This window comes from Chryseobacterium fluminis, from assembly GCF_026314945.1.
Lineage (GTDB): Bacteria > Bacteroidota > Bacteroidia > Flavobacteriales > Weeksellaceae > Chryseobacterium > Chryseobacterium fluminis.
In genome coordinates, this window is the sequence record NZ_CP111121.1 from 4,488,120 (window position 1) to 4,507,956 (window position 19,837).

Annotated in this window: 18 protein-coding genes; 5 read left to right on the plus strand and 13 right to left on the minus strand. The window is 39.9% G+C overall.

Annotated elements, in window-relative coordinates; translation table 11 throughout:
• Positions 1-16 precede the first annotated feature (16 nt).
• The 5 genes from mgtE to ODZ84_RS20590 all read right to left on the minus strand — a co-directional run bounded on the left by mgtE (position 17) and on the right by ODZ84_RS20590 (position 2,953).
• On the minus strand, positions 17-1,339 hold the full coding sequence (gene mgtE, locus ODZ84_RS20570) for a magnesium transporter (RefSeq protein WP_266174283.1): 1,323 nt from the start codon (positions 1,337-1,339) through the stop codon (positions 17-19).
• Between the two features lie 312 nt (positions 1,340-1,651).
• Positions 1,652-1,828 carry a hypothetical protein gene (locus ODZ84_RS20575; RefSeq protein ID WP_266174284.1) on the minus strand — a complete coding sequence of 59 codons (177 nt, stop codon included), beginning with the start codon at positions 1,826-1,828 and terminating at the stop codon, positions 1,652-1,654.
• Positions 1,809-1,958, minus strand: coding sequence for a hypothetical protein (locus ODZ84_RS20580; protein WP_266174285.1), 150 nt, complete (start codon positions 1,956-1,958; stop codon positions 1,809-1,811). The genes ODZ84_RS20575 and ODZ84_RS20580 overlap by 20 nt, the downstream gene beginning before the upstream one ends.
• Before the next feature lie 165 nt (positions 1,959-2,123).
• Positions 2,124-2,270, minus strand: coding sequence for a bacteriocin-like protein (locus tag ODZ84_RS20585; protein WP_259108077.1), 147 nt, complete (start codon positions 2,268-2,270; stop codon positions 2,124-2,126).
• A 131-nt stretch (positions 2,271-2,401) separates the two neighbouring features.
• Positions 2,402-2,953: a pyruvate decarboxylase gene (locus ODZ84_RS20590; RefSeq protein WP_266174287.1), complete on the minus strand. Its 552-nt coding sequence runs from the start codon at positions 2,951-2,953 to the stop codon at positions 2,402-2,404.
• Between the two features lie 170 nt (positions 2,954-3,123).
• On the opposite strand from ODZ84_RS20590, the gene rpsO reads away from it, so the two are divergent.
• Entirely contained in the window at positions 3,124-3,393 is a 270-nt protein-coding gene (rpsO, locus tag ODZ84_RS20595) for a 30S ribosomal protein S15 (RefSeq protein ID WP_259108071.1), read from the plus strand.
• A gap of 364 nt (positions 3,394-3,757) precedes the next feature.
• Here the strand turns inward: rpsO and ODZ84_RS20600 are convergent, their stop codons facing one another.
• Entirely contained in the window at positions 3,758-5,173 is a 1,416-nt protein-coding gene (locus tag ODZ84_RS20600) for a sugar MFS transporter (RefSeq protein WP_266174288.1), read from the minus strand.
• A gap of 501 nt (positions 5,174-5,674) precedes the next feature.
• On the opposite strand from ODZ84_RS20600, the gene ODZ84_RS20605 reads away from it, so the two are divergent.
• The gene (locus ODZ84_RS20605; RefSeq protein WP_266174289.1) at positions 5,675-7,936 is read left to right on the plus strand and encodes a polyribonucleotide nucleotidyltransferase; all 2,262 of its coding nucleotides are present in this window, start codon (positions 5,675-5,677) and stop codon (positions 7,934-7,936) included.
• A gap of 62 nt (positions 7,937-7,998) precedes the next feature.
• On the opposite strand, the gene ODZ84_RS20610 is transcribed toward ODZ84_RS20605, so the two are convergent.
• The 7 genes from ODZ84_RS20610 to ODZ84_RS20640 all read right to left on the minus strand — a co-directional run bounded on the left by ODZ84_RS20610 (position 7,999) and on the right by ODZ84_RS20640 (position 16,542).
• Positions 7,999-9,057, minus strand: coding sequence for a hypothetical protein (locus ODZ84_RS20610; RefSeq protein WP_266174290.1), 1,059 nt, complete (start codon positions 9,055-9,057; stop codon positions 7,999-8,001).
• Positions 9,058-9,179: 122 nt separating this feature from the next.
• Positions 9,180-10,214 (minus strand): pYEATS domain-containing protein, encoded by a 1,035-nt coding sequence (locus ODZ84_RS20615; protein WP_266174291.1) that lies wholly within the window; start codon positions 10,212-10,214, stop codon positions 9,180-9,182.
• Between the two features lie 134 nt (positions 10,215-10,348).
• Positions 10,349-11,893 carry a toxin-antitoxin system YwqK family antitoxin gene (locus ODZ84_RS20620; protein WP_266174292.1) on the minus strand — a complete coding sequence of 515 codons (1,545 nt, stop codon included), beginning with the start codon at positions 11,891-11,893 and terminating at the stop codon, positions 10,349-10,351.
• A gap of 3 nt (positions 11,894-11,896) precedes the next feature.
• Positions 11,897-13,606 carry a WG repeat-containing protein gene (locus tag ODZ84_RS20625; protein ID WP_266174293.1) on the minus strand — a complete coding sequence of 570 codons (1,710 nt, stop codon included), beginning with the start codon at positions 13,604-13,606 and terminating at the stop codon, positions 11,897-11,899.
• A 155-nt stretch (positions 13,607-13,761) separates the two neighbouring features.
• Positions 13,762-14,829 (minus strand): nucleotidyltransferase domain-containing protein, encoded by a 1,068-nt coding sequence (locus tag ODZ84_RS20630; RefSeq protein ID WP_266174294.1) that lies wholly within the window; start codon positions 14,827-14,829, stop codon positions 13,762-13,764.
• 124 nt (positions 14,830-14,953) lie between these two features.
• The gene (locus ODZ84_RS20635) at positions 14,954-15,790 is read right to left on the minus strand and encodes an SIR2 family NAD-dependent protein deacylase (RefSeq protein ID WP_266174295.1); all 837 of its coding nucleotides are present in this window, start codon (positions 15,788-15,790) and stop codon (positions 14,954-14,956) included.
• Positions 15,787-16,542: a nucleotidyltransferase domain-containing protein gene (locus ODZ84_RS20640; RefSeq protein ID WP_266174296.1), complete on the minus strand. Its 756-nt coding sequence runs from the start codon at positions 16,540-16,542 to the stop codon at positions 15,787-15,789. The genes ODZ84_RS20635 and ODZ84_RS20640 overlap by 4 nt, the downstream gene beginning before the upstream one ends.
• A gap of 913 nt (positions 16,543-17,455) precedes the next feature.
• Between ODZ84_RS20640 and cobT the strand changes: the two genes are divergently transcribed.
• The 3 genes from cobT to cobC are packed head-to-tail and all read left to right on the plus strand — an operon-like array spanning position 17,456 to position 19,779.
• Positions 17,456-18,460, plus strand: a complete 1,005-nt coding sequence (gene cobT, locus ODZ84_RS20645) for a nicotinate-nucleotide--dimethylbenzimidazole phosphoribosyltransferase (RefSeq protein WP_266174298.1) — start codon at positions 17,456-17,458, stop codon at positions 18,458-18,460.
• Positions 18,461-19,243, plus strand: a complete 783-nt coding sequence (locus tag ODZ84_RS20650; protein ID WP_266174299.1) for an adenosylcobinamide-GDP ribazoletransferase — start codon at positions 18,461-18,463, stop codon at positions 19,241-19,243.
• Positions 19,228-19,779 (plus strand): alpha-ribazole phosphatase family protein, encoded by a 552-nt coding sequence (cobC, locus tag ODZ84_RS20655; RefSeq protein WP_266174300.1) that lies wholly within the window; start codon positions 19,228-19,230, stop codon positions 19,777-19,779. The genes ODZ84_RS20650 and cobC overlap by 16 nt, the downstream gene beginning before the upstream one ends.
• Positions 19,780-19,837 lie beyond the last annotated feature (58 nt).

The window sequence follows — 19,837 nt, forward strand, 5'->3', positions numbered from 1 at the left end:
TAGAGGTGGTCTAAAATTACAAAAGTTTACCGGTTAAGAAAAGTCCGGCTACGGAAAAGTATATAATTAATCCGGTAACATCCACCAGGGTAGCTACAAAAGGGGCAGACGAAGTGGCAGGATCTAATTTCAGTTTCTTTAAGATAAACGGAACCATGGAGCCGGAAAGTGTTCCCCATAGCACAATCAGTACCAGGGATACCGCAACGCTTAAGCCAACAAATGCCCAGTGAACCCCATAGTTGAAAAATCCGGCTTCATGCCAGATCATAATTCGGAGAAATCCGATGATACCCAGAATCCCGCCAAGAAATAAACCTGTGAAAATTTCTTTTTTCATGACATACCACCAGTCTTTAAGACCGATTTCCTGCAGTGCCATTGCCCGGATGATCAGTGTCGCAGCCTGTGAGCCTGAGTTTCCTCCGCTGGAAATGATCAGCGGTACAAAAAGTGCCAGTACCACCGCCTTTTGAATTTCATCTTCGAAATAACCCATTGCAGAGGCCGTCAGCATTTCTGAAAAGAAAAGGATGATCAGCCACATTCCTCTCTTTTTCACCATTTCGATGAGAGAAGTCTGCGTATACGGAAGATCTAAGGCTTCGAGACCCCCGAACTTCTGGATATCTTCAGTATTCTGCTGTTCGATCTGATCCAGGATATCATCAATGGTCACAATACCTACCAGAACGCCGGCTTCCGTAATAATAGGCAGTGCGGTCCGGTCATATTTTTCAAAATAAGTTACCGCATCTTCCTTTGTCGTCGTTGTCGTAATCGCTACAAAATGATTGTCGGTCATATCTGAAATTAAAGTATCTTCTTCGGCAAGCAGTAAACTTCCCAATGCAATATCATCGATCAGGCGGTTTCTTTCATCCACCACATAAAGGTGGTTCATGGTTTCCACTCTTTTCCCGACTTTTTTAATCTGCTGAAGGCATCTTTTCACGGTCCATTCCTTACGGATCTGGATGTAGTAAGGAGTCATCAGACGGGCAATGGAATCAGAATCATATCCCAGCAGCTTTAAGGCAATTCTCCTTTCCTGCGGATTCAGATGATTGATGGAGTACTTGATGAGCTCATCCGGAAAATCCTCAAACAGGGAAGTCCGGTCGTCGGGAGTCATCGCATTCAGGATCTCGGAAACCTCATCACTGCCGATACTCCGGATCGTTTCTTCCTGGAAATCAGCTTCGAGATGTGAAAATACATCCGCTTTGTATTCTTTGGGAACTTTTAAAAATGCCAGCAACCTCTCATCAGCGGGAAGTTCACTAAGAGTTTCGGCAATATCGGCAGGGTTAAATATAAGTTCGTCTCTGGAATTCAAAACGTGAAATTTTTGGATATGCAAAAATAATTCAAATTTTTAAGACAGACCAGCAATGGCGCAAAATTAAGATTTATTTAAAGCATTACTTTAAATACCGGGTCCGAAAATTAAAAAACACCCGTGGGAAAAGGGTGCTGAAAAAATTAAATTTAAAATAAATTGAAGTTCATCGTATAAGGACGGGTACAGACCGGAATCTCCGGAAAGAGTGATATTCCATGTTGGACAGCACTGCGTTTCACGATCCTTTCCGCCGTAATCATTCTCTTTACTGCTGATGGCTTACCTATTTCGTGGCCTCCTTTCAGCTTAATCGATAGGGCGGGAAATATTTGAGCAACGGTCATAGCAGCACCACAATCCCAGGCAGTCATTGTCGCTTCTGCATCTCACGGGAATAGCACCTCCGCCAACCTGCGCCTGTTCTTTTCGGGTAAGTTTTTTCAGATTTTTATAGTCTTTGAAATTAAGGTTCAATACAAGCATATTCTACACACGTACCTCCACAGCACCAGCCGATGCTGCACTGGGAATGATCGGTACATTTCTTCAGACCTCCGCCGTTGATCAGCTGTTGTGCTTTTCTGGATAACTTTTTTAGATTTGAATTTTTCATATGATTTAGTTTTGATGAAATACTAAGTTAATGAAAAAAAATAATATTATTCACTATATAATGAATATATTGATTTAGAAACCAGAATTTTATAAGATTTATAAATAAAATACCTGCCGGAATTAGCAGGCAGGTATTGAAAATTATTGAGTGAATTAAAATTTTTTAAACTTCGGGACAGTTGTAATAAACACACATTCCCTGGCAGCAGGAGCCTCCCGGGCATTCAAAATGATATTCACATCTCGGAGGTCTTATGCCTCCATTGATTTCTTTTTGAACGTCTCTGGTTAATTTTTTTAAATTTTTCATAGGTTTAGATTTAATGTTGATCTAAATTAATAAAAAATATTCAATTTATTCACAAAATAGAGATTTTTATTCGCTGAAATTCAATGCGTAGGGTGTATCATCATGAAAAAACAGGCTTATGGAACTGAGGGCTAAAATCCGACCTCTGAAGACGGTTTTATTTTTCGGAGTTTTTTGAGAACATCTTTAATGGCGCCGTTGGTTCCTATTTTTACAGAATTTACGGTAGAGCCCATCAGACGCATATTTTTACGGTACGTGTCATAATCGGCTTCTGTAAGAAGATTGCCGGCAGCATCAAAGAGTTTCATACTGACGATCACCTGATTGGAAAAAACATATTTCCCGATACCGACTTTAAAATATTTTACTTTCGGAACAACGGCAAAATCTGCATCGTTATTGAGGCAATAATCGGTGATCGTTTTCGTATCAATACTGTCAAAAGAAATCTGTGTTTCCGTACGGAGCATCCGGTTTCTCCTCTCACTCAGGTTGTCGGAAACAGCGCTGAAGAAAGCATGGTTGGTAGGTTCTTTAATTTCTTCAATATCAGGTTCTACCTCAGGATTGAAATAGAGGATCTTTTTTATTCTGTCATCGGTATTTTTCTGTGCTTTTGCCGAAAAACACATGAATAAAGTAATAGCGAACGTAATAAAAGTAAATAATTTTTTCATCATCTATTTCCTATGCAAAATTACTGCCTTTTAATGGTACTGCATAATTTTTTTAAGAAATATTTAACATTTTTTTCTATCAAAATTCATTTATGAAATCAATAATGTTGGTGAAATCAAAAAATAGTCGTAATTTTGCAGCCGTTACATAATAATCATTAAACAATATTGGAATGTACTTAACTACAGAAAAAAAGCAGGAAATTTTCACAAAACACGGAAAATCTGCACAGGACACAGGAAGTGCTGAAGGACAAATCGCTCTTTTCACTTTCAGAATCAATCACTTATCTCAGCACTTAAAGGCTAACCGTCACGATTTCAACACAGAAAGATCCCTTGTGAAATTGGTAGGTAAGAGAAAAAGTTTACTAGATTACCTTAAAAACAAAGATATCGCAAGATATAGAGCAATTATTGCTGAACTAGGTTTAAGAAAATAATCTACAAAGATTTTCAAATAAAAGCAATCTCGAAAGGGGTTGCTTTTTTTGTTATACTGACGGCGATGTCTGTTATTCTATGGCAGGTATAATATCTGAAGAACATCTGTTTTTTAACAAAGTCATTAACGCGGTTCTGAACTTTCATGACTTCTTCTGATATGCCTTTATCCGGCAATAATCCATCTTAAACCCAATATGGGAGCATAATTATTGTTTCTATACAGCTGTTCTCTCAACTTACCAGACTGATCATTAACAGAATAATATCTATCCGATACCGGTACAATCCATTAATCAGAGCAAAAAAAAATGAGACACTGAAAAGTATCTCATTTTTATTTTTAAATTGTTATTAACGTAATTAGTGCCCCGATTTAGATTCTGCAGCCTGTACATGACCCAGGTATTTCGTGCAGTACGCACCGAAAATCAGAATGATCAGATAACAAAAGACGGGAATGATGAATGAATGCTGAACACCAAACTGGTCTGCCAGGTATCCCTGGAAGATCGGTACGATCGCTCCTCCTAAAATGGCCATCACCACCAGTGAAGATCCCTGACTCGTGTATTTTCCAAGCCCCGAGATAGCCAGCGTATAAATATTGGAAAACATAATAGAATTGAAAATCCCGATTCCCAGAATACTGTACATCGCCAGTTCTCCCTGATTTACCATGGCGGAGATCAGTAAAATAACGTTGATTCCCGCGAAGATAGAAAGTGTTCTTGCCGGAGCCGCTTTACCAATGAAAAAGGCTATGAAATTCAATACGATAAATACAAGGAAGAAACTGATCTGGGCAAAAGTCAGGTCTACGATGCTGAAGATCACCAGGAAAACCACAGCGGCAGCGCCTAACATAAAAAGAGCTTTTTTGCCCTGACTGATCGAATGGTTCAATGAAATAGCCCCGAGAAAACGGCCGATCATCGCACCTCCCCAATATAATGAAAGGTAATTTTTACTGATCGCCTCATTGAATTTCATCGTTTCTTCAAGGAAACTGATAATGAAACTTCCTACCGCAACCTCGCCGCCTACGTAGCAGAACATGGCAAAAACCCCGAATTTAAGATGGCTGTAGTTCAATGCTCCCCAGCCTTTCACGATCTCTTCTTCCTGGGTCTGGAAAGACGGAAGTTTTACTCTTGAAATTAATAAAGCAACAAGTAACAAGATTCCTGCAAAGATTAAATAGGGAATTCTTGTCGCTACAGCACTGAATGAGCCGTCGGCAGAAGAAAAGAATTCAAAGATCAGATGGCCTCCCAATACAGGTGCGATCGTCGTTCCGAAAGCATTAAAAGCCTGCGTCATATTCAGTCGGCTGGATGCAGAATCTTCCGAGCCCAGCAATGAAACATAAGCATTGGCTGTAATCTGTAAAACAGTAAATCCTAATCCCAGAATGAATAAAGCTCCCAAAAAGAGAGGATAGTAAGAGAATGTGGCTGCAGGATAAAACAGGATACATCCAAATGCGGCCAGAAAAATCCCAAACAGGATTCCTTTTTTGTACCCTACCTTATTGATCGGGTCACCTTTGGAAATGGAAATGAAAAAATAGATTAACGAGCCGATAAAATAAGCGCCGAAGAAACAGAACTGAACCAGCATCGACTCAAAGAAACTGAGTTTGAAAAGCTGTTTCAGGTAAGGAATCAAAATGTCATTCATACACGTGATGAATCCCCACATAAAGAATAAAAGCGTAATGGTGATAAGCGGAACGGTATAGTTCCTGCTCTGCGATTTTACTTCATTATTAGTCATATACATACATATTTAGTAAAAGAGAATTTATGATCTCCTTTTAATTCAAGTCATCACAACCGGTTGATAATCTTCTCTTTAATGGATCCTCTAATAAAAGTCCGAACTTTTTATTATGATTTTATAAAGAAGTCAGGCAAATATAGGGGAACATCATCTTTTTTTGCAAACTTTATGATGTTTTTATCTTAAATTTTATTTCATGTATTTTTGAATAGGTGATTATTGCCCCATTAATTTAAGTATTCTAAAAAGAAATTCCTGTAGTATTTAAAACTTTATAATAAAAGGATACATCATTTGTTTTTCTCAAAGTGAGACTTTAGAAGACGGATCAATCATTATAAAATAGTGTATTTTAAAGGATAAATTCATGCTTTGACCTGATATTTTGACACTAAAAATTTAAAAAATCATTATAATATATTACCTTTGCATACGAAAATTTAAAAAGTTTAAATATTAATCGTACTCAATACGGAGTACCAGAGACGAAAATTTATGAGTATACCTCAAGCGTTTACAGAAACGATTACTCTTGCAGATGGCAGAGAAGTTACTTTAGAAACGGGGAAATTGGCGAAACAGGCCGATGGATCTGTGGTCGTAAAATTAGGCGGAACCATGCTTTTAGCTACTGTGGTAGCCAATAAAGAAGCCAATCCAGGTGTTGATTTTTTACCATTAACGGTAGATTACAGAGAAAAATTTTATGCAGGAGGAAGAATTCCAGGAAATTTTTTCCGAAGAGAAGCAAGGCCTTCTGATCAGGAGATCTTAACGATGCGTTTGGTAGACCGCGTTCTGCGCCCGCTTTTTCCTGAAGATTTCCACGCGGAAGTTCAGGTCATGATTTCATTGATTTCTTATGACGGACAGACAATTCCTGATGATTTGGCAGGTTTGGCGGCTTCTGCTGCGATTGCCATTACGGATATTCCTTTCAACGGGCCAATGTCTGAGGTAAGAGTCGTAAGATTCGACGGAGAATTAGCCATTAACCCGAGCTATGAAGCTTTAAAAAGTTCAGAACTGGATATTATGGTGGGAGCTACCAAAGACTCCATCGTAATGGTGGAAGGGGAAATGAAGGAAATTTCTGAGCAGGAAATGTTAGAAGCCATTAAATTCGGTCATGCTGAAATTAAAAAGCAGATCGAAGCTCAGGAGAGACTGGCAGAAAAAGTAGGAAAATCTTTCCCTAAAAGAGAATATTCTCACGAAAACCACGATGAGGCGATTCGTGAGAAAGTATGGAAAGAAACTTATGATAAAGTATATGAAGTGGCAAGAACGCCTTCCGGAAAAGAAGAAAGAGGTGAAAAATTCAAAGCGGTACGCGAAGAATTCCTTGCTCAGTATGTAGATAATGCAGAAGAACTGGAAAGAGTAACACCTTTCGTAAAAGTATATTATCACGACGTAGAGAAAGAAGCGATGCGTCAGATGATCCTTGAAGACAATATCCGTCTGGATGGCCGTGATCCTCAGACGATCCGTCCGATCTGGTCAGAAATTGATTACCTTCCGGGAGCACACGGTTCTGCCGTATTTACAAGAGGAGAAACCCAGTCTTTAACAGCCGTAACTTTAGGTTCTGTAAAAGACGCCAATATGGTAGACAGCGTGATTTCTCAACATGACGAAAAATTCTTCCTTCACTATAACTTCCCTCCATTCTCCACCGGAGAAGCGAGACCTCTCAGAGGAACTTCAAGAAGAGAAGTAGGACACGGAAACTTAGCTCAGAGAGCTTTACAGGCTGTCATTCCTGAAGAAAACCCGTACACCATCAGAATTGTTTCTGATATTCTGGAATCTAACGGTTCGTCTTCTATGGCAACAGTGTGTGCAGGAACGTTAGCATTAATGGATGCGGGAGTACAGATTACAAAACCTGTTTCCGGTATTGCGATGGGATTGATCACGGATGCAAAATCCGGTAAATTCACCGTACTTTCTGATATCTTAGGAGATGAAGATCACCTGGGAGATATGGACTTTAAAGTAACAGGAACCGAAGACGGGATCACTGCGTGTCAGATGGACATCAAAATTCAGGGACTTTCTATGGATATCATGGAAAAAGCACTGATGCAGGCAAGAGACGGAAGATTACATATCCTTAATAAAATCACGGAAACAATTTCTGAACCGCGAGCTGATGTGAAACCTCATGCTCCGAAAATGGTGGTAATGGAGATCTCCAAAGACTTCATTGGTGCGGTGATCGGACCTGGCGGAAAAATCATTCAGCAGCTACAGAAAGATACCGACACGGTTATTGCTATTGAAGAGCAAGGTGAAATCGGACGTATTGAGATTGCAGGTACCGACAGAGAGAAAATCAATGCTGCGGTAGCCAGAATCAACGAAATCACTTTTGTTCCTGTTGTAGGCGAGGTTTATAGCGGTAAAGTAGTAAAAGTAATGGATTTCGGAGCTTTCGTAGCGATTGCGAAAGGTACTGAAGGTCTTCTTCACATTTCTGAAATCGAGTGGGCGCGTTTGGATAAAGTTCCGTATGCAGAAGGGGATGAAGTAGAAGTGAAATTCATGGGTTATGATGACCGTAAAAAAATGAAGCTTTCAAGAAAAGTTCTTTTACCAAGACCTCCAAGACCGGAAGGAAAACCAAGACCGGAAGGTCAGGGCAGGCCAGAAGGACAGGGGAGACCAGAGAGACCGGCAAGACCGGAAGGACAGAGAAGACCTGAAGGGGAAAAACCTGCGGATGATCAAAATCCTTCAACTGAAGCGTAAAAGCATCAATTCTAAATAAAACAGATCCCTCAAAATTTTTTTTGAGGGATTTTTTCTGTACATCAGTACCGTGATTTTAAAATCTCATACAAAGTCATCCCTTTATGAGAAGGTGAATCCTCGATTTTGTATTTCCATGAAGGATCCAGTTTATCGAGAATATAGCCTAATGCAGCGCCTTTGTCGTAGGAGGTGGATCGGGTCAACAGATAATAATTTGCTTCATCATGAAGAATCATTTCCAGTCCCTGTGAAAAAGAAAATACCTTCCCCGAATGATCCGTAATAAACTGCTTTGGCTTACCAATAAGAGCAGCATATTTATACTCAATATATCTGGCTGTTCCCTCTATAGCTTCACTGTTGGCTTCGTTAATAAGCTGGGGCCATCTTTTATATCGTTCTTTTCTGATCTGTACCCATGCTCTCATGATATCATTTAGTTCTATCGTATCATCAGTTCTCAGACCCTGATCCAGTAAGACATATTCTTTTTTCAGAAGGTCGAAATGTTCTTTATTAAAAGGATAATCGATGATGTGGTCATTTGCGTCTTTATCATACATCCAGGTCTTTTGGGCATATCCATGGAAGGCTTCATGCATGGAGAAATATTTAAAATCCGGGAAGCTTCCTTCTTTTTGAAATAGTTCAGGATAATACTTGAAGGCCAGCACTTTTTTGCCTTTAAGAAGGCTGAAAGTAAACGCTCCCGGAATCCAATATTCTGCAGACAGACTTCCCAGGGTGGTCGCAGCGTATACATCGGTGAGATAGGGATTTCCCGGAAAATCAATTTTTTTGAATTTTTTAGGATCAATATACCTGCCGGCATTGATTAAATAGACATACCGCCAGATCGATTTATTTTTCTGAGACCGGATAAGAATGAGGGGTTTCTGATCGTAGCGGTAAGAAGAAGTCCAGATTGCATCAGGTTTCTCTCTAAAATTTTTGTACTGAAGAGTCAGTTCGTCAAACATTTTTCGGTCTGTGGCATCCAGCTGACTATACTCCTTTTCAGGCATTTTTTTTATTAAAACAATGAAAAGCAGCAGTAATGCGAGAAGAAATAACAGCGTGAAGGCAATACCTTTCACCAGCTTTTTTAGAAATTTCATAGGATGTGTTTTTACAGATTGCTGCGTGCCAATTTTATGCCAAATAACTTGGTGGAATGATCTCAAGTATCTGAAAATCATAGCAATAATTAATTAAGATGATTAATCTCACATTCAGGATATTATCGGTCTTTAAATTCCTCAGGAATCCCAGGAAGTTCGGCTAGATCAATTTCCAGTTGTGTTGCTCCTTCATCTGCTTCTATACCGGCGGTGAAAGCACCATATACCGTATTTAATACCAGAGTGGCTTTTCCGTCGGTGACGGCAATCAACGGCTCTGAATTATTGAATGACGGATGCAGGTGAAATTTCACAAATCCTGTTAAGGGATAATTCGGATGGGTGCTGATGACCTCAAGGGTCACTTTATATAAGGTGGAGATATCGGAGGATTCCACTTTTGCAGTCACTTTTCTTTCATTCGTTTCTGACAGTCCGCCCCATTTTCCTTTCTGAGGATCATCAGAATCACTTCCGGCCATTTTATTGATATTGGCTCTTAAAGCTTCCAGGTTTTCGGTAATTCTTTTACCGCCTCCGATGTCAGTCATTTTCTGCTGAGTATCATTGACGGCTTCGGCGATGGCTTTTACTTTCTGTTCCTGTTCTTCCAATTTCTCTTCCAGGTTATCTTCCACCTTTTTTACCATCCCGATAAAATGAATCCGGGTCCATAAGTACACCGATAGGAATCCAAGAATTAAAAAATACAGAATAATGGATATGATGACAGGGGAGCCTACGGTATTATCTTTCAGGATTCCCGAAAAGTAAATTCCCAGCCTGCTCAGGTACCCCGGAATATTATTCAGCTGTGTCAGTCCCACACCTACGATTATTTTGGTGAGCCAGTCACTGATCTGGACCAGGTTGTCATTCTGGCTGATGATCTTTCTTTTGTCAGCATGATTGCCTTCAGGATTCAGGATCTTAGGAACGCCGAATAAAAAGCCTGATAAACCACCGATTCCAAAGCTGGCGCCACCGATAAGGATGAAAATTCCGGACAGCTCGAAATAGGTGGTGAGATTGGTTTCGATTTTTTGCAATCCTACCAGGAAACAGATCGCAAGACCTGCAATAATGGAGATCAGGAGAAAGTCCCAGATCGTTTTCAGATCCTGGTTTTTGTGTTTTAAAGGTAATTCTTTCATGGTATCGTTTTTATACCTTCAAATTTCTCAACTTTCAGGTCTTTATTCAATACCCCTTTTGTGTAGTTTTAAAATTGCGTTTACCGTTCTTTCATCAAAAAGAAAACCACCGATTCTTCGATGGTTTTAAAGTTTTATTTTTTAGCTTCTTCTGTCAGTTTTTTGAATTCATCTTCCTTTACGGGTTTCCCTTCAAAATAATAACTTACCGTTTTGGTTCCGTCCGGAGCCGTTTTAGTGGATCTTCCGTGAATCTTATCCTTTTTGTAGTAGGATTCGTTGGCAGTGCCTTTTCCGTCGTACCATACATTTCTTATCCGTTCGCCTGCATCGCCGTACTCCGTTTCAGAATAAATTCTGTAGCTGTTATCTTTTTCATAACTGATCGCTTTATGAATGCCTACCGGTTTGCGGTTTCTGTATTTATTCGAATGGATAACGTTACCATTCTGGTCATAAAAGGTTTTCTCCCCGTCCGAATGCTGGATATACTGCGTTTTACCATTTTTAAAATAGGCGATGGATTTTACAAACTGATAGTCTGCATAGACATCTTCGGCCTGCAGCTTCCCTTCTTCGTCGAAAACTTTTCCGGAGATCTTTTTGTCATTTTGGTAAAGCTCCTGGTGTTTCAGAATATTTTTCTGGTAGACTTCACTCAATCCGTTCTTTTTATCATCCTTATAAGTGATGATCCCGATAACATCCCCTTCAGTACCGTAATTTTTCCAGGTCCCTGTTTTATTTCCCGACGGATCATAATACGATTCCGATCTTATCTTTCCCGGTGCGTAAAAGCTTTTATGCGTACCGATGGGTTTTCCGTAACGGTACAGGTTCTTCGAAAGCAACTCACCGTCTTTACTGTATTTTTCGACATAACCGTTAAATTCATTATTGAAATAGGTTGCCGAATAGCTTTTTATACGCTTTTTGGGCTGCTTAGGATCTTTTCCGTCACCGTTGGTGATGCTGTATGCCGTATAGACTCCGTTTCTCACATCCCGATCGATGATGTTGTAATCCACCAGTGGGATGCCTTCATAGGAAAGCTCTACTTTTCCTTTCCTGAAATCACCCGGATAAATGATTTTAAGCTTATCGTTCAGGATCGTTATCGGGCCAATGAGACCTCCGTTTTTATACGTGCCTTCGATGATGTATTCTTTCTCATCATACCGGTCCTTCCGATCATTGAAATAAACTTTTTTGACCCCGTTTTTAAGATTATTGCTGTACGGAACTTCAGACAGCAGTTTTCCGGATTGATCGTAGACTTTGTAAAGGCCTTCTATCTTTCCGTTTTTATAAGGAATTTCCTGAAATGTAATACCTCCCGGATAATAGATTTTTTTGACCCCGTCAATAACATTGTTTTTAAATGGAGTCGTAGTGGTAAAGCCGTCATAAATAACGGTTGTGAGTTCTGCAGTTTTACCTTTGGCCGGAAGTGATGCCAGAACATCGTAATTTTTATCCAGTTTTGTAATTTCGGTATAAAATTCTTCAGGTGAGAATTCTATCTCTTTGAAGAAAGCCTCTTCATATAATTTCGATTTATCTTTGCTTAATACGGTGTAATTTAAGACTTCAGAGTCATAATCACTGTTTCCGCGGTATTGTGCCGTTACTGAAATACCGGTCAAAAGAAGGGCGATGCTGTAGTATCTGAATTTCATAGTTTAGTTTTTAAAGTAAAGCTGGCCGTTTTTATCTGCGTATCCTAATAAATCACCTTTCTCGTCTTCCAGGGCAATCAGTAAGCTTCCTTTCTTGCCGTTTCTTGCCGATGTTGAGGAAAATACACTTTGCCAGTACGGATACTGCATATACACGTTTCGGATCCGGTACGGGAACACCGGTTCCAGGAAGTTAATCCCTGAAGTCGGTTTCTCTCTGGTAGGCGTTAAAAATCCATATTTTCCGTCCTTTTTAAGACGAAGGTAATTTCCGTAGCCGTTTTCAACCTTTTTATTAACGATCTCATCATAAACAGGCTGCAGGATCAGTTCTCCCTGAGGATTGATTACACCATACTTTCCGTCTTTCTTAATGGTCCAATAGCTGAAATCATAGTTTCCGAAGACATCGTTCACGATCAGCTCATCAAATTCAGAAAACTGCCGCTGATTTCCGTCCATGAACGAAAACTTCATCTTTCCGTTTTTCCTATCCTTCTGGCCCAACAGGTAAAGAATCCCCTGGTATCCCGAGTCTCTGCTTGGATTCAGCATTTTTATGCTGTCATATTCCGTGGCTTTATCTCCGGTGATCAGGATGGCTTTTTTATTTTTGGTGGTATATGTGATATAATTGCTGTATGTATACACAGAATCCCCACTTTTTCTCTGAGGCTGGCTGCCCTTAAAGCTTTCCACCGCTAGGTTTTTTATTTTGCGCGGCAGCTTCAGTCTTTTTGTCACTTTTTTGGCATCCTTCTGATAACCGTAGCTGTACACGGCTTTAGGAATGTTGTTTTCCAGCGAATAGCTCACCTGGATATAAGACGGCATTTTCGGCGCAGCTTCACTCACAGCAGAAGTCCCGGCAGGCTTTACTTCAGATGAAGAACTTCCCCTTCCCGTAGATGGCGGAGGAGGCGGTGGCGTGTAGCTTACGCTATCGGAATAGGTGTCCGGAGATGCATAATGAGGTGCTTTTACACCTTCCTGGGACCCTCCGTAATAAGAAGATCTTTCCGGAATATGTTTTACGATCATTTCCCTGTTATTTTTCGTAACATACGGGACCAGGCTTTTACCATCGGAAACTAAGGTAACTTCCGTTAAAGGGTCCGGTTCATTTTTTCTGAAACTGAGGTTTAGCTGTCTGGATTTTTTATCATCTCTTAAAGCAATGGAGTAGTAATCTTTATAGATGAAAGTGCTTTTCTGTTCTTTAGGATTCCATACAAAGAGATCTTCTCTCATATTGTCATTCAGCAGATGAAAAAGCGTACTGTACGTATTTTCAGCATACTCTTTGCCAAAACTTTCGGATCTCAGAATACTTAATACAGGTTGTTCCGTAATTTTTATCCCGGATTTATCGATGATCATGCGATGCTTTTTTTCATCATCCATTTCTCCGATGATATACCCCCGGTAGGTAGCGAAAACATCTTTGTATTCAGGCAAAAGGGCTTCCTTTCCATCAAGAATAACGCCTCTTTTTCCGTTTTTATACGTATGAAAAAGCTTGAAGTCATAATCATCCTGCACATTGAAGCTGATGGAATCGTATTTCGGAGCGATTATTTCTGTTCCCGCCTCATTGGAAACACCCCATAATTTACCGTCCCGGTACGGAATATAAATTTCCTGAGCTGAAAGGTTAAGACTTAAAAAGAATAGAGGTAAAAGACCCGTTTTCTTTGAGAATATAAATTTCATTCTATAGTTTTTGCAAAAGTAGGTAATTTTTTAAGTTTTAAAGGGTATAGGCTGGAAATAAAGATAACAGTAAAATTAAGGTTATCATCGACTGATAACCTTAAATGATCCCTGAGAAAGTTCTTTTTAAAACTTCCTTATTTCCCGCTTTCTTATCAGGATATCTGATACAGTTCTTCCCTGATGTTCACCAGAATCTTTGTCGTTTTATCGAGGTCGGGAAACTCGGGCAGAGTCGATCTTGAATGATAATGTTCAATCGACTGAATCAGGCTTTCAGCTTTGTCCATCACAGCTTCATAAGACCAGTTTCCGGCTTTGATCTCCAGCAATTCCTCACGGTTTTCTACACGGATATTCAGGGAACCGGTTTTAAAAATCTGCTCGCAGGACTGTAGAAGGCGAATGGTATGCATCATATTTTTGCTGTCGTAGTTTTGCCCGTGCGTCTGATTGACATTGTAGCGGTCTTCATTCCGCTCCGAAACCCATTTCCAGTATTCGCGGTAATCTTTGCAGTAAGTAGAGTAGGCATCCAGGTTACAGAACAGATAAGCGACCGGGTTTTCATCTTTCGGAACTGATGAGACAGAAACCTGATTGGCTTCTTCATTCTGAATAATTCCTTTATAATTCAGATCTCCCGTTTCGCTGTAAAAAAGCGCAAACATTCCTTTGGTATTGTCTATGCTCACCAAACCACATTTTTCCTGATCTTTCCCGCTCTCCCGCAGCCATTTCTTCAAAGACACAGAACCTTGATTCTTCAGAACATAACAGAAATCGAGAATTGTTTTTCTTTCTTTGTCAATAGGATTCAGGATTTTTTTGTTGAGTCCTTTGGCCTTCCTGATCTGTGAAATGGCATATCCGGCAAACGTATCTTTACACAGTTTCGAAAGAAAGTCTTCAGGCTTCAGCAACTCCATCAATGGATTTTTATGTTGGATACAGTCTTCCGGACTTGCCAGGACTTCAAGGATATTCGGATTGTTTTTCTGTAGCAACTCTACAAATCTCCCGATCTCATAATATGTAATATCATTGGTCTCATTGGAAATCTGCGGAATATAATGGAGACCGAAAAAGTCTTCTTTCGGCAGATAATAGACGCCCCGGATATCGGTATCGGAATTTTCTGTAGCGAGCCCGAAGGAACGGCTTCCTGAGATGGACTCGAGGAGGATGAGGTTGCGGGATTTCAGAGATTTTATAGCTAACATATTTTGATTATTATTTTAGAATGAAAAAATCTATTTTTCCATTCGATTACTTTCTGTTTTCAATCTGGCTAAGGTTATTTTCTATCCTGTATTTTTTTCGCTTTCATCGAACTCTATAGTATTTTCAGACAATAGTTTCATGTTTTTCTATCATGTCTTTTATCTTCATCAAAGCATCACTTGCTCTTTCTTTGATCAACATATATTTTTTTGTCCCAGAAAAGCGTTCAAAGAAATAACTGTCTTCTTCGGTATTAATTTCAATCAGATACCCTCCGTACTGTAAAACTGTTTCTGCAATCATTTGAGGTAATGTAGTTGCTCCAGAAGTTCCGATTATAAAGAGAATCCCTGTCTTTTTTGCAGCCCTTAACGTAGAGTTTAGAAAATACAGTTTTTCATTATACGATTCATCAAACCATAATGTATTGGGACGAAGCCAGTCTCCGCAGTTCTGACAATGCAAAAGTTCTATGTCTTTTTCTGTAAGATCTTCGGTCAGTTCTTTGGATTTTAACTCTGCAGGCATCAACATGATACTGCTGCATTCTGAGGCGCACCGTATCGTTTGCTTATTTCCGTGAATTTCAAACACGTTTTTACTGCCTGCTTTTTGATGAAGTCCGTCTACATTTTGGGTAATCAATTGAAATTTTTTATCCAGCAGATTTTCTATTTCAGAAAGGGTAAAATGCCCCTGATTGGGTTCAGCTTCCTCGATCAGCTTTTTCCAGAATAAATTGTACTGCCAGACTTCTTCCTGGTTTTTACTAAAATATTTAAATGTCCCAAATTCTTCTGGTTTGTGATACTGTGTTCCTTTGATCCAAATACCATCGATTCCACGGTAAGTAGGCAGTCCGCTCTCTGAGGAAATTCCTGCACCTGTAAGAAACGAAAATAAATTCTTTTTCTTTTTTTGTAAATTCTCCTGTATAAGTGTTTGTAATGTTGGTTTCATTTTTTTAAATTTAGTATCTCCCGAAAAACCCTCTCCATCTCATTTTTATCCGCGTTCCCCCCTTTCAGAAGTCTGGCTCCTTCCTCATTAATCTTTACCATCTCTTCCAAAAACCCAAACAGCTCCCAGTCATTCGGATGGTAATACGATTCATCTTTAGTAGCCTTTAATGCGATTAAATTTTCTATTTTCATTTTGGTGGAAGCATTTACCAAAACCAGCAATTCGCTGAACAAAACCGGTGGAACCGTTCCTTTTTCCAGAATCCATTTTCCGGTTAAAGCAGTTCGGAGACAGTAAAAGTAGGATTTTAGTTTTACTTCATCACTTCTGCAGGCTTCCAGGTATTTTTTGCTCATGCTCAGATAATGGTAAGAAACCGCTATCGGGGAAAAGCATTCGTCAGCAAGAGGTTTAAAAAGCTCAAAAAACCGATCGTTTTTTATGTATATGATCGGTGAGTAAAACCAACTCAGCAAGGCAGCATTCGATTTGTGCAGAAGATGAAAAGTTTTCCGCAGATCCCATCCGGAACCGTCGAGATCATCTTCTGTCATAAATTCTATCGTTTCATCCTTATCCCAGGGCGAAAGATACCAGTTTTTTTCGTGCCGGTAGATAAACCGGATGTCATAGTCGCTGTCAGGAGAAGCAAAACCCCAGGCGCGGCTTCCGGACTCTACGGCAAGAAGTATTTCTATCCCCCTTTTTTCCTCAACTTCTTTCAGCTTTTTCAGTATTTCGGGTGTCATTGTTTTAATTTTATAGGACAAAGTAATACAGGAACTGCGTAATCTTTTTGCGTCGTACTTTTTAATGGGAAGTTTTATAAGATATCATTATAATTTTCCACTTTCTCATTCTGAGGTTGTTAAACTTATTCAGGAAAAAGAGTTCCGAGAAAATTAGCAATTTTAGATTGCAATGTAAAAGACTAACAATCTGCAACTCATCAGCAAAGATAAAATAGAGAAATGGATTTTACCATTTAAGCAGAGGGAAAAGAGAATTTTCTACGAAGTTTGACTTGGTAAAAATAATTCAGATCATTATAAACGGCTGAAAACCGGTTGTCAGTGGTGGAAACTTTCGAAGGACTATTTCGGGAAGAGAATTAAGTGTGCTTCAGAAGAAAATCAGAAGATTTTTAACAAGACTTCAGTGTACTTCTTTTGCGTAAAGCATATTACTTTAATTAACTTAAGTGTTTAGAAATCTTTTGGATCTCCTTTGTGGCTTGCTACAGACAACCACACGAAGGGATTCGTGCGGTAGCAGTGAAAGGATTCGTGCGGTAGCAGTGAGGTAGCAGTGTGTGGTATTTACTGTCTCACACTTAAGTACACTCTAGAAAGTTTGAAAAAAGTACCGCAGAATTAAGTTCACATGAGGTGAATCAAAGATTTTCAAAAAACTTACGTGTACTTCTTTTGCGTAAAGTATATTACTTTAATTAACTTAAGTGTTTAGAAATCTTTCGGATCTCCTTTGTGGTTTACTACAGACAACCACACGAAGGGATTCGTGCGGTAGCAGTGAAAGGATTCGTGCGGTAGCAGTGAGGTAGCCTTTTCTGTATGAAGGCATGAAAAAATAGCCTGTAAAAATTAAATTTCTGTAGAATTACATAGATTTTAGTAATTTGCAAAAACATATTAGACATCAATGTTTGCAGACGAATTACAACACAAAATTGATTTTAAAACAAAACCCCTGGGGGCTTTAGGATCGCTGGAGCAGTTGGCTCATAAAATAGGAATGGTTCAGCAGACCACCTCGCCGGAATTAGTAAAACCTCACCTGATTGTTTTCGCAGCCGATCATGGCATTGCCGCAGCGGGAGTCAGTGCTTATCCGCAGGAAGTAACCTATCAGATGGTGATGAATTTCCTGGGAGGCGGAGCAGCGATCAATGTATTTTGCAGGCAGAACGGAATTGATCTTAAAATTGTAGATGCAGGAGTTAATTTTGATTTTCCCGAAGGCCTGGAGCTGATCGATAAAAAAGTCAGGAAATCAAGCCGTAATATTTTGGAGGAGCCGGCAATGACTCTTGAGGAATATCAGCAGGCGCTGGAAAACGGTCAATCTGTTGTTGAAGAAATTGCAGAAACAGGCTCTAATATCATCGGTTTTGGTGAAATGGGCATTGGAAATACCTCAGCATCTTCACTGATGATGAGCAGGTTATTTACTATCCCTATCAAAGACTGCGTGGGCCGTGGAACCGGTCTTAATGATACCCAGCTCCGGAATAAAATCAGCATCCTGACAGAGGCTGCTGAAAAATATCCTGATCTTAAAATGGCTGATGAAATTGCACAAACCTTCGGCGGGCTGGAGATTGTCCAGATGATCGGTGCCATCGAAGAAGCTTACCGGCAGAATATGCTGATCTTAGTGGACGGATTTATTGCAACCGTAGCAGTGTCGGCAGCGTGGAAAAAGAGTCCTGAAATTTTAAATAACTGTATCTTCTGTCATGTCAGTGGTGAATATGCACACCTCAGATTACTGGAATTACTGGGACAGAAGGCGCTGCTACATCTTGATTTAAGGGTAGGAGAGGGAACAGGCTGCGCATTGGCATATCCGATCGTTCAAAGTGCGGTTAATTTCCTGAATGAGATGTCCAGTTTTGGAGATGCCAACGTTTCAAATAAAGAATAAATGAAGAGTCTGAAGAATGAACTGATCTATTTTGCAACGGCTCTGATGTTTTTTACAAGGATTCCGGTTCCGTTCAAAGTTCCGTATTCCAGTGACATCATGAATAAATCCCAGAAATATTTTTCGTGGGTAGGACTGTTGGTAGGTTTGATCAATGCGGCGGTTTTTTATATCTCTCTGAAGCTTTTCAATCTGGAAATCGCTATTGTTGTAATGATGATTTCCAATGTACTGCTGACGGGTGCTTTTCACGAAGACGGTTTTACAGATGTCTGCGATAGCTTCGGTGGCGGCTACGGTAAAGAAAAGATCATGACGATCATGAAAGACAGCCGTGTCGGCGCCTATGGAACAATCGGAATTATTTTATTGTTTGCACTGAAATTTTTCAGCATAAAAGAACTGGCCACTGCAGATGTCATCAGAATATTGGCCATTATCATTCTGGCGCATACCTCAAGCCGGTTTATGGCAGGAACGATGATTTATACGCATAAGTACGTGACGGATATAGACGTCAGCAAGTCGAAACCACTGGCTCATCAACCGTTGGACAGGATTTCTCTGTTCATAAGTTTTATGGCTGTTATAGTTGCTTTTTCGTTGATTCCTGACTGGCGGCTGATCTTTGCCTTGATGATAGCCTATCTCGGGAAAATATACCTGGGATGGTATTTTAAGAAGCATATCGGAGGATATACCGGAGACTGCCTCGGCACCGTTCAGCAGGTTTGTGAAGTGTTATTTTATTTAGGAACGATCATCGTATGGAAATTCATCTGATTCGGCATACTGCCGTAGAAAATCCGGATAATGTATGTTACGGATTCGCAGAAATACCGCTGAGGAATAATCCCGATGATCTTAATTCAATTTCTCTGGATAAGGATTTTGATCTCGTTATTTCAAGCCCGTCCCAGCGCTGTCAGTTGCTGGCAAAGCATTTTCAGCTGAATTATGAAACTGACGAAAGAATCAGGGAAATGAATTTCGGAAACTGGGAACTGAAAAAATGGACGGATATTCCGGAAAAAGAAATCCAGCTGTGGTATGAGGATTTTATTCATGTAAAAGCACCGGACGGCGAAAGTCTTATGGATATGAAAACCCGCGTTTCAGCATTCTGGAACGAACTGGTTTCCAAAGAGAATCTTAATAAAATATTAATCGTAACCCATGCCGGTGTGATCCGTCTTGTGCTTCAGTCGGTCTTACAATTTCCTCTGGAAAATATGTTCCGAATCGAAACCGGTTATGGCAGAAGAACGGTGATTGTCGTAAAGGACGGCCTGACGTCAGTAAAAAGTCTAAACAGATAAACGGTATCCTGTATGCATGCTATATGGATTCGCGAATCATTCTGACCGGAGAGGGACA